Raw genomic sequence first — 11,697 nt, forward strand, 5'->3', positions numbered from 1 at the left:
ATTTGGTGCCGCAGAAATCCAACACTTGCGGCCACCCGGGCAAGATCGCGCTCAGCGGGAGGGGTGGCTATGCTAGCATCGGGGAAAGATTGTTATTGTAAAATAACAAAACGCCAAGATCACCAGAGTCCATAACATGACAAACAGCTTAACGCGCCTGCTTGCAGGCTCCGTTCTCGCCGCTGCCGTTGCCTCGGCATGGGGCGCGGAGGTGCCTGACGACGGCGCCATCCGATTTGAAATTTCCCGGTTTGAAGTCAAGGGTAACACGTTGCTGCCGCAGGCGCAGATCGATACCGTGCTGGCCGGCTACAGCGGCAAGCAGCGCGACTTTGGCGATGTGCAGCGCGCTCTGGAAGCGCTGGAGGCAGCTTACCATCAACGCGGCTTTAATGTCGTCACGATTGAATTGCCGGAACAGGAGCTGAATGGCGGCGTGGTGCTGCTGCGCGTGGTGGAAACCAAAGTCGGCCGGGTGACGGTCAAGAACAACAAGTATTTCGACGAAGCCAATATCCGCCGCAGCCTGCCGGCCTTGCAGGAAGGCCAGTCGCCCAACCTGAAAGCCGTGTCGGCCAACCTCAAGCAGGGTAACGACAATCCGGCCAAGCAGGTGACCATGAAGCTGCAAAGCGGCGAGAAGGATGATGAAGTCGACGCCGTGCTGGATGTCGTGGATGAATCGCCGTGGAAGCTGATGGCCAATGTCGACAACACCGGTACCGAGGCCACCGGCAAGACCCACGTCGGCGTGATCCTGCAAAACGCCAACCTGTTCGGCCGCGACCACTTGGCGTCGCTGCAATACACCACCTCGGCCGAGGAACCGGGCCGGGTGAAAGTGTACGGCGCCGGCTACCACATTCCGCTGTACGCCAGCGGCGACTCGCTGGACTTCTACGCCAGCTATTCCAATGTCGACTCCGGCACCATCACCGCCGGCGCCTTCAACCTGGCCGTCAGCGGCAAGGGCGCGGTGTACGGCGCCCGCTACAACCAGGCGCTGGAAAAACGCGGCGAGCTGGAATCGCACCTGTCCTACGGCGTCGACATCAAGGCCTTCAAGAACAGCGTGGTGCTGTCCGGCACCGAGCTGGGCAACAATGTCACGGTGCACCCGGTCAGCATCAGCTACCAGGCCAGCACGCCGATCAAGCTGGGCGAGATGGGCGGGCAGATCACCCTGCTGCGCAATATCTCGGGCGGCTCCAACGGCGGCCAGGAGGCCTTCGCGGTGCGCACCGGCGCCAAGGCCAACTACACCATCCTGCGCGTGGGCGGCAGCGTCACCCGCGCGCTGAGCAACGAATGGCAGCTGCGCGCCATCGTCAACGGCCAGTACAGCCCGGATGCGCTGATCCCCGGCGAGCAGTTCGGCGCCGGCGGCGCCACCTCGGTACGCGGCTTCATTGAGCGTGAAATCTCCAACGATTCCGGGCTGAGCGCCAACCTCGAAGCCTACACGCCCAACCTGTGCTCGCGCGCCGGCTGGAATTGCCGCCTGCTGGGCTTCTACGACAGCGCCTACATCCGTCGCAACAAGGCTCTGCCGAGCGAACTGAGCAGTACGTCCATCGCCAGCGCCGGTGTCGGCGCCCGCTTCGTGCTGTCGACCAATGTCAACCTGCAACTGGATTACGGCCATGTCACCAAGGCCGGCGCCACCACCCGCGATGGCGCCAACCGCCTGCACCTGCGCCTCGGCCTGGCTTACTGATTGAAGAAGACCCCATATGAAACCGCATACCTCCTATAAATTGCGCCGCAAGGTGCTGGCCGTGGTGGTGGCCGCCGCGTTTGGCAGCGCGCAAGCCAATCCGGTGGCGCCAACCGTGGTGCACGGCATGGCTACCTTCAATCAGCAAGGCAGCCTGTACTCGATCACCAACACACCCAACACCATCATCGACTGGCGCAGCTTCTCGATCGGACCGGGCGAGATCACCCGCTTCATCCAGCAGAACGCCGACAGCAAGGTGCTGAACCGCATCACCGGCCAGGACCCGAGCCAGATCCTCGGCTCGCTGCAATCGAACGGCAAGGTGTTCCTGATTAACCCGAACGGCGTGATCTTCGGCGCCGGTTCGCGCGTGGACGTCAACGGCCTGGTGGCCTCCAGCCTGAATATCTCCAACGCCGATTTCCTGGCCGGCAAGAACAACTTCGACGGCGCCGCCAATGCGGGCAAGGTCAGCAACCAGGGCACCATCACCACGCCGTCCGGCGGCCAGATCTTCCTGATCGCGCCGGCGGTGGAAAACAGCGGCGTGATTTCGTCGCCGAACGGCGATGTGGTGCTGGCGGCCGGCAAGAGCGTGCAGCTGTTCGACTCCAGCGATCCGAATGTGCAGGTGGTGGTGTCGGCGCCGTCCGACCAGGCCGTCAATCTGGGCCAGATCGTGGCGCAGGGCGGCCGCGTGGGCGTGTTTGGCGCGCTGGTCAATCAGCGTGGCGTGATCAACGCCAACAGCGCGGTGCGCGGCGAGAACGGCAAGATCGTGCTCAAGGCCAGCGGCACCACGCTGGTGGAGGCGGGCAGCCAGACCACCGCCACCGGCGGCAACCTCAACACCGGTGGCGATATCGTGCTGCTGGGGCAGCAGGTCGGCGTGATGGGCAATGCCGTGGTTGACGCCAGCGGTGAAGCCGGCGGCGGCAAGGTGCTGGTCGGCGGCGACTACCAGGGCAAGAACGCGGCCATCCAGAACGCGCTGTACACCTATGTCGACAAGGACGCGGCGATCCGCGCCGACGCCGGCGGCAACGGCAATGGCGGCACGGTGGTGATCTGGAGCGAGGACGCCACCCGCATGCACGGCACCCTGTCGGCACGCGGCGGCGCCAGCGGCGGCAATGGCGGCCTGATCGAAACCTCGGGCCACTATCTCAACCTGGACGGCGCGCGCGTCAGCACCAGCGCCGCCAAGGGGCGTACCGGCACCTGGCTGCTGGACCCATGGGATATCGAAGTGGTGTCCGGCCGCGGCGGCTCGCTCGATGATGTCAAGGTGTTCGGCACCTCCACCTCCGCCGACGGCACCAGCAGCGTCGGCGCCGACCTGATTTCGGAGTCGGTCAACAGCGTGGTGCTGCAAGCCAAGCACGACATCACCTTCAGCAGCGCCATCGGTAACACCAACGCCGGCATCGGCCTGACGGCGCAAGCCGGTAACGACATCAAGGTCAATGCGGCCATCGGAATGCTGGGCAACATCACGCTGAGCGCCAACGACGCCGCCAGCGGCAGCGCCACTGGCTTGGGTGGCGTGACGATTGCCTCCGGCGGCTCGAGCGCCATGATCGACACCGGCGGCGCCAACCTCAACCTGAGCGGCAGCTACGTCACCAACAACGGCATCGTCCAGCTGGCTGGCGGCAGCCTGGACGCGCGCGCCAATGTGGCCAACGGCTACATCACGCTGGGCGCCAACAGCAAGGTCTCCACCACCGGCGGCGGCGGCGGCACGCTGTCCTTCATCGCTGACAATATGAACCTGAACGGCGCCAGCGCCACCATCGGCAGCGGCGCTTCCGATGGCAGCGATTCGGTGTCGTTCGCCACCTACACCAGCGGTCGCGACATCGTCCTCGGCGGCAGCGACAGCGGCAAGCTGGGCTTGAGCGCGGCCGGCCTGCAATCGGTCTCGGCCGGCAGCCTGATCATCGGCCACAGCGGCGTCGGCAGCATCACCACCGCCGGCGACATCAGCTTGAGCGGTATTCGCAACGTGCTGCTGGAAAGCGGCCAGGACATCACCCTCAGCAAGACCCTGGAGGGCGCGCCCTACCTGTATGTCAGCGTGGACGGCAGCGGCACCCTGAGCACCGCCACCGGCTTCAACTTGTCCGGCACCACCAGCGTCTCGCTGACCGCCAACAAGATGGATATCGCCGCCGAGGTCGGCGCGGAAGGCATTTCGGTCAATGCCTATGGCAGCGGCGTCGGCATCAGCCTGGGCGCGGAAACCACCGGCAAGCTCAGCCTGACGGAGGCGGAGCTGAAGAACCTGCGATCGGGCTTCCTCAGCATCGGAGGCGCCGAAGGCTACGCGGGCACGCTGTCGGTGGACGGCGCGGTCGACCTGAGCAGCGGCAGCCCCGTTGGTCAGTTGAACCTGTATGGCGGCGCGATCGCCATCAACAGCGCGCTCAAGGTGCAAAGCGAGCTGAACCTCAGCGCCATGGGCGGCACCATCAGCGGCGCCGGCGCGATCACGGCCGGCAACCTGACCGCGTCCGCCAGCTCGGTGTCGCTGACCGGCAATAGCACGGTGACCGGCGTCAGCGGCCACGCCAGCGGCGGCGTGTTTGAGTTCACCACGGCGGGCGACATGGAGGTCACCGACACCATCACCGCCAAGGGCAACCTGAACCTGACGTCCGGCGGCAAGCTCGACATCAACGACAACCTGAGCGGCGACAGCGGCATGAGCCTGAAGGCCGGCGGCGACATCACCCAAGACCCCGGCGCCGCCATCGAGACACCGCTGCTGACCCTGACCACTCCTGGTAAGGCCAGCCTGGTGGGCATCACCAACCATATCGATGCGCTGGCGGCCACCAGCGTCGGTTCGCTGGTGGTCAAGAACACCGACGGCATGACACTCAATGCCATCACCCTGAGCGGCAGCTATGGCGACGGCACCATCAATGTGGCGGCCGGCGGCGACATCACGGTGTCCGGCGCGCTCGATGGCAAGACACAGAGCGTTCTCCTGAGCGGCAGCAACGTCGTCGGCACCGGCGCGATCACGGCCGGCAACCTGACCGCCAACGCCGGCAACAGCGTTAGCCTGACCGGCGCCAACCTGGCCGGCTCGGTGGGCGGCAGCACGGCCAATGGCAGCTTCACCTACAACGCGGCCGGCAATGTCGCGCTGAACAACATCAGCGCCGCCACCACGCTGGCGCTGAGCGGCGGCGGCAATATCACCCAGTCGTCCGGTTCCGGCATCCTGAGCGCCAGCGCGATGAGCGTGACTACGCCAGGCGCGGTGAGCATCCTGGGCGAAACCAACCAGATTGGCGCCCTGAGCGCCACCAGCGTGGGTTCGCTGACCTTCAAGAACAGCACCGCGCTGACGGTGGACGCCATCACCCTGACCGGTTCCCTCAGCGGCGGCCAACTGGACATTGCGGCGCCCACCCTCACGGTGGCGCACGCCATCGACGGCAAATCCCAGCGTGTGACGCTGGAAGGCAATCTCGTGACGATCAACGCGGCCAGCTCGGCCGGCTTGTTCGAGATCGGCGCCAATACGCTGGCGCTGAACAGCGATATCACGGCCACGGTGGCCAGCATCCACCCGTACAGCTCCGGCTACAGCATGCAGATCGGTGGCGGCTCGGGTTGCAGCACCGGTTGCATGGCGGTGCAAAACCTGTGGCACGTGGTGGCGCCGACGTTGGGCCTGGGCTCCACCGATAGTGCGCTCAGCGTGGGCAATATCGTGGTGGAGAGCATCGCCGGCGTCGGGACGGACGTGGATGACATCAATGCCGCCACCACCCGCATCGGCCTGCTGAACACCACGGGCAGCATTACGCAAAACAACTTGTTGAGCGTGCGGGACCTGGGTATTGAAACGGCCGGTTCCATCATTCTCAACCAGTCTGGCAACAACGTCAGCAACCTGGCGGTGGCGCAGACCGGCAGCGGCAACATCACCTTCGCCAACTCGGGCGCGCTGGCCATCGCCAGACTGACCGGCGGTGCCGCTGGCACGGACGCGCTGTACAACATCGACGGCGTCAGCACCAACGGTAACGCGGCCTTTGGCGTGGCGTCGCTGGTGACGGGCAGCGGCTCGGTGACGGGCGGCACGCTGACGGCCAACTCGTTATTCATCAATGCGACCGATGGCGTCGGCACGGCCAGCTTGCCGCTGTCGACCAAGGTGTCGCAACTGCAGGTGACCAATGTCGCCAGCAGCGGCAGCGCGCCGATCAATATCGCCAATACCAATAACACCGCGCATGCCTCGGTCCTGACGGTGAACGATGTGAAGCAGGCCGGCGCCGGCAACGGCGGCGCCATCACCATCGATAACATCGGTGGCATGACCATCGCTGGCATGGTGGAAACCAGAAGTGGCGGCATCACGCTGCAAACTCACAGCCCGCTGGTGATCAACGGCACGGTGATTTCCGATTCCGGCAGCATCACGCTGGCGGCCGGCACTGGCTACGGCACCGATAACATCATCACCATTGGCAGCGGCGCCAGCGTCAGCTCGACCAGCGGCAGTGTGAGCATGACTGCTACCGGCTACACCAATCTCGGCGGCACTGTGACCGCCTCGGGTAGCCCGGTATCGCCAACCTTGGTCCCTGCGCCGACGCCAGCGCCGACACCTACCCCGACGCCTACCCCGACGCCTACTCCGACGCCAACGCCAACACCAACACCGGTGCCAACACCGACGCCGGAACCAACGCCAACGCCTGTACCAACGCCGACGCCGGAACCAACGCCAACACCGGTACCGACGCCGACGCCCGAACCAACGCCAACGCCGGTACCCACCCCGACGCCGGTACCAACGCCAACGCCGGAACCTACGCCGACGCCTACCCCGGTGCCGACGCCAACTCCGGCACCGACGCCAACTCCGACGCCAGTTCCGACCCCGGCGCCATCGGCCGACATTTGCACCATCGCGCCGAATTCGGCGCTGTGCCAGGTGTTGTCGCCGCCGACGGCTTCGGAGCCGGTCAAGCCGGTGCAGCAGGCCTCGACCGAAGTGATCAAAACCCTGGCCTCGACCACCCCGGCTGCTGACAGCACGTCGACCACCAGCCCGACCAGTGGCGGCTCGTCCTCGGGAGGCACGGCCAACTCCAGCACGCCGGAGGATCAGAAAACAAGCGACAAGACGGCTGACGCATCCAAGGAAAAGACCGGAACCAAAAATGATCAAGTTAAAAAACTCTACTGTAATTAAAGCGCTGGTGCTGATGGCGCTGTTCTGGACGGCCGGCGTCAGCTGGGCCGCCCAGGTGGCGGGCACCATCATCCAGCTGAGTGGCCCCTTGCTGGCCAAGAAGGCCGATGGCGCGGTGCGCATTCTCTCCATGAAGTCCGAGGTGGAGAGCGGCGACACGCTGGTGACGGAAAAGAACACCTACGCCATGGTCAAGTTCATCGACAACAGCGAGATCACGCTCAAGCCGTCGACCACCTTCAAAGTGGAGAACTTCTCCTTCGACGCCGGCAAGCCGGACGGCGACAACGCCTCGTTCAACCTGGTCAAGGGCGGGTTGCGCTCGGTGACCGGCCTGCTGGGCAAGCGCAACAAGGAAAAGTTCGCGATGAAGACGCCGACCGCCACCATTGGCATCCGCGGCACCACCTTCATTGCCGAATGGGTCGAGCCGTCGCCGCAAGCGGTGGCGCAGGCCGCCGCCGCCCGTCAGGCCTGGCTGATGGCCAGCACCGCCGCGCTGGGCGACGCGCTGCCGGTGCAGCCGCTGATGCTGGCGCAGGGGCCGGTGCCGGCGCAGGGACCGGTGCCGATCCTGCCGACCATGGCGCCGGGCTTGTACGTGCAGGTGATCGACGGCATCATCAACCTGAGCAACCAGGGCGGCAGCTTGGTATTCAATGCGGGCCAGTTCGGTTTTACGCCTAACTTCCAGACACCGCCGATTATCATCCCGCAGAATCCGGGTCTCAAGTTCAACCCGCCGCCGATCTTCAACACGTCGACGCCGCAGCCGGGCACCAGCAGTGCTCCCGCCAAGTCGAACAACGTGGACTGTGAAGTTCGTTAAAAAAACCTTGACCTTCCAACCGTGGGATACTTGATGCTGTAGATGTTGTAACAGCATTGGGTGTCCCATGAATCAGCAAGCGATCAAAATTGAAGGCATGAGCTGCGCCTCCTGCGTTGGCAGGGTGGAGCGCGTGCTGGCGGCCGTGCCGGGCGTGGACAAGGTGAGCGTCAACCTTGCCACCGAAATGGCGCGGGTGGAATCGTCGCAGCCGGTGGACTTCGCCGTGCTGGCGCAAGCCATCGACAAAGCCGGCTACCAGGCCTCCCGACCCGAACCTACCTTCGCTGCGCCCGCCGCTGCTGCCGACAGTGCGATCTCCCCGGACACCGGCGCGATTGACACCGGCATCCCGGCCGCTGGCGCCCCAGCCAGCGGCGCCATCGCCACTGCGCCGCTCCGCCGTCGCGCCTTCCCAGCGCCCGCCGGCGGTATCGCCGTCTTGCTGGCCGCGCTGTTCTCCCTGCCGCTGTTGCTGCCGATGCTGCTCGAACTGGCTGGCGTCCACTGGATGCTGGACGGCCGCGTGCAATGGCTGCTCGCCACGCCGGTTCAATTCTGGCTGGGCGCGCGCTTCTATCGTGCCGGCTGGCTGGCACTGCGCGCCCGCAGCGGTAATATGGATCTGCTGGTGGCCCTCGGCACCAGTGCCGCGTATGGCCTGAGCATCTACCAGCTGCTGGACGCGCAGCCGCACCTTTATTTCGAAGCCTCGTCCGTTGTGATCACGCTAGTCCTGCTGGGCAAATGGCTGGAGGCGCGTGCCAAGCGCCAGACCGCCGACGCCATCCGCGCCCTGCAAACCTTGCGTCCCGATTCCGCGCGCGTGCGCCGCGATGGCCAGGACGTGGAGGTGGCCATCAACGCCGTGCGCGTGAACGACATCATCGTGGTCCGTCCCGGCGAACGCATCGCCGCCGACGGCGTGATCACCGAAGGCGCCAGCCACGTCGACGAAGCGCTGATCACCGGTGAAAGCCTGCCGGTGGCACGCCATGCCGGCCAGCGCGTCACGGGCGGCGCCATCAACGGCGAAGGCTTGCTGCTGGTGCGCGTGACAGCGGTCGGCACCGAGAGCACGCTGGCGCGCATCATCCGGCTGGTGGAAGACGCGCAGGCCGCCAAGGCGCCGGTGCAGCATCTGGTGGACCGTGTCAGCGCCGTGTTTGTGCCGGTGGTACTGGTGCTGGCGCTGCTGACCTTTGCCGGCTGGTGGCTGGCCGCCGGCGACGTCGAGCAGGCGATTATTAACGCGGTGGCGGTGTTGGTGATCGCGTGTCCGTGCGCGCTGGGATTGGCGACACCGGCCGCCATCATGGCCGGCACCGGCGTCGCCGCGCGCCACGGCATTCTGATCAAGGACGCCGAAGCGCTGGAACTGGCGCACCGCATCACCACCGTGGCCTTCGACAAAACCGGCACGCTGACCGAGGGGCAGCCATCGCTGGCCGCGCTGACACCTGCACCCGGCGTCGACCAAGCGCGCCTGCTGGCGCTGGCCGCCGCCATCCAACGCGGCAGCGAACATCCCCTGGCCCGCGCCGTCCACCAAGCCGCGCCGACTGGCGCCGTGCCGCTGGTGGCTGATGTCAGCGCGTTGCCGGGGCGCGGGGTGGCGGCGACGGTGGACGGTGTGCGGCTGGTGCTGGGCAGCTCGCGGCTGATGCAAGAGCAGGGCATCGCATTGACTGCGCTTTCGGCGCAAGCCGGGGAACTGGAGCGCTCCGGCCACACTATCTCCTGGCTGGCCGACGCCGACGCCCGCCAACTCATTGGTCTGTTGGCCTTCGGCGACCGCATCAAACCACAAGCGCGCGCGGCAGTCGATGCGCTGCACGCCCTGCACATTGAAACCATCCTGCTCACTGGTGACAATCAGGGCAGCGCGGACTACGTCGGCAAGCAGCTCGGCGTGCGGCGCGTCATCGCCAACATGCTGCCGGCCGATAAAGCCAGCGCAGTGGCGGCGCTCAAACAAGACGACAAAACCGTCGCCATGGTCGGCGACGGCATCAACGATGCGCCCGCACTGGCCGCGGCGGATGTCGGCATTGCCATGTCCAGCGGCACCGACGTCGCCATGCATGCCGCCGGCATCACCCTGATGCGCGGCGATCCGGCACTGGTGGCCGCCGCCATCCAGATCTCGCGCCGCAGCTACAACAAAATCCGCCAGAACCTGTTCTGGGCCTTCATCTACAACCTGATCGGCATCCCGCTGGCCGCCTTCGGCCTGCTCAACCCCATGGTCGCCGGTGGCGCCATGGCCCTGAGCTCCGTCAGCGTGATCAGCAACGCGCTGCTGCTGCGCCGCTGGAAACCGGAGAACCAACAATGAACATTGGCCAAGCCGCGAGCGCCACCGGCGTCTCCGCCAAAATGATCCGCTACTACGAAAGCATCAACCTGATCCCACCCGGCAAGCGCACCGACGCCGGCTACCGCATCTTCAGCGACAACGACCTGCACACCCTGCGCTTCGTCAAGCGCGCCCGCCAGCTCGGCTTCTCGCTGGACCAGATCCGCGACCTGCTGTCCCTGTGGCAGAACAAGGAACGCGCCAGCGCCGACGTCAAAACCATCGCCCTGGGCCACGTGGCGCAACTCAACCAGCGCATCGCCGAGCTGACCGAAATGCGCGACACCCTGCAAACACTGGCCAGCTGCTGCCACGGCGACCATCGTCCCGACTGCCCGATCCTCCAAAGCCTTGCGGACTAACGTATAATCCCGTCACGTTTTGGTGCCCGCGCGTCCGTCCGGATGCGCAGTTAAACGGGAAATAGGAAGCCGATACCGGCCAACCTGTGCTGCCCCCGCAACGGTAATCAAGCGTCGTCACGCGACGACAACCCGCTTCGCTACACCACTGTGCCTCGTGCATGGGAAGGTCAGGCGGGTACGCTTGCAAGCCCGGATACCGGCCAAACAGGTGGGAATGCTAAAGCGTTACCAGCATTTCTGTTCATTCCGCTCACGGGGAGGTGAGCGGTTTGCGCGCTGTTTTCACAATCCGTCTATGCAAAATCTGCCTGCTGACGCGGCGATTCATTCGATTGAATCGCTGCTGTATTCTATTTCCAATGTGCTTTATCTGCCGGTATTGCTCGGCATCGCCGCACTGGTGCTGCACATGCTGGTCTGCTTCGGCATCTTCGCCGCCGAGTGGCTGGAACGCCGCCGCGGCGTGCGCATGCTGGTCGCCACCGCCAGACAAGAGATGGCCGCCGCGCTCACCGCCAAGGAAGGCCAGCCGGCGCTGGACGCCCGCCTCGAACGTGTGGTGCAGCGTGCCGACGCCAGCGGCGTACGCCGCCTCGATGGCGTGCGCTTCGTGGTGCGCGTCGGCCCCGCGCTGGGTCTGATGGGCACCCTGATCCCGATGGGCATCTCACTGGCCGGCCTCGCACAGGGTAACCTGCCGAAGATGGCCGAGTCGATGACCACCGCCTTCACCGCCACCGTGGTCGGCTTGGCGTGTAGCGTCAGCGCGTACGTGCTGACGTTGGTGCGAGAGCACTGGCTGCGCAGCGACCTGACCGAGATCGCCTTCGCCGCCGAAACGCTGCTGGCAGCGGAGGGCTGAGATGCGCTATCTGAACAAGCATCGCTATAGCCGCCACGGCGAGCATGGCGAAGATCCGCTATCGGGCGTGGCCAATCTGTTCGACGCCAGCATCGTGTTCATTGTGGCGATGATGCTGGCGCTGTTCTCGGCCTGGAACATGATGGACCTGCTAGACCCGAACTCCGAAGTCACCATCGCCAAAAAAACCGCCGACGGTCGCGTCGAGGTGCTGACCAAGAAGGGTGCGGAGATCAAGGTGAGCAAGGTAAGCGACAAGCCGCTGTCCGGCTCCGGCAAACGTTTGGGCACTGCATACCAGCTGCCAGATGGGAAGGTGGTTTATGTTCCGGAATAAG

7 protein-coding genes and 1 riboswitch are annotated in these 11,697 nt (G+C 65.3%); all 7 genes read left to right on the forward strand.

The window, feature by feature from the left end; all coding sequences use genetic code 11:
• Positions 1-136: 136 nt before the first annotated feature.
• The 7 genes from GM676_RS09860 (at position 137) to GM676_RS09890 (ending at position 11,696) form a co-directional block, all read left to right on the forward strand.
• Positions 137-1,717, forward strand: a complete 1,581-nt coding sequence (locus GM676_RS09860) for a ShlB/FhaC/HecB family hemolysin secretion/activation protein (protein ID WP_155463369.1) — start codon at positions 137-139, stop codon at positions 1,715-1,717.
• Between the two features lie 16 nt (positions 1,718-1,733).
• A complete protein-coding gene (locus GM676_RS31805) occupies positions 1,734-6,944 on the forward strand; it encodes a two-partner secretion domain-containing protein (RefSeq protein ID WP_211923202.1) in 5,211 nt (1,736 codons plus the stop codon).
• Positions 6,913-7,773 carry a FecR family protein gene (locus GM676_RS09870; protein ID WP_155463370.1) on the forward strand — a complete coding sequence of 287 codons (861 nt, stop codon included), beginning with the start codon at positions 6,913-6,915 and terminating at the stop codon, positions 7,771-7,773. Before GM676_RS31805 ends, GM676_RS09870 begins: the two co-directional genes overlap by 32 nt.
• Before the next feature lie 67 nt (positions 7,774-7,840).
• Positions 7,841-10,111, forward strand: a complete 2,271-nt coding sequence (locus tag GM676_RS09875) for a heavy metal translocating P-type ATPase (protein ID WP_229262615.1) — start codon at positions 7,841-7,843, stop codon at positions 10,109-10,111.
• Complete coding sequence (cueR, locus tag GM676_RS09880) at positions 10,108-10,494, forward strand: Cu(I)-responsive transcriptional regulator (RefSeq protein ID WP_155463371.1); 387 nt, start codon at positions 10,108-10,110, stop codon at positions 10,492-10,494. The genes GM676_RS09875 and cueR overlap by 4 nt, the downstream gene beginning before the upstream one ends.
• Before the next feature lie 4 nt (positions 10,495-10,498).
• Positions 10,499-10,716, forward strand: a riboswitch (cobalamin riboswitch).
• Between the two features lie 76 nt (positions 10,717-10,792).
• A complete protein-coding gene (locus GM676_RS09885; protein WP_155463372.1) occupies positions 10,793-11,359 on the forward strand; it encodes a MotA/TolQ/ExbB proton channel family protein in 567 nt (188 codons plus the stop codon).
• A gap of 1 nt (position 11,360) precedes the next feature.
• Positions 11,361-11,696 carry a DUF2149 domain-containing protein gene (locus tag GM676_RS09890; RefSeq protein WP_155463373.1) on the forward strand — a complete coding sequence of 112 codons (336 nt, stop codon included), beginning with the start codon at positions 11,361-11,363 and terminating at the stop codon, positions 11,694-11,696.
• Position 11,697 lies beyond the last annotated feature (1 nt).

The sequence above is a fragment of the Duganella radicis genome (assembly GCF_009720825.1).
Lineage (GTDB): Bacteria > Pseudomonadota > Gammaproteobacteria > Burkholderiales > Burkholderiaceae_D > Rugamonas > Rugamonas radicis.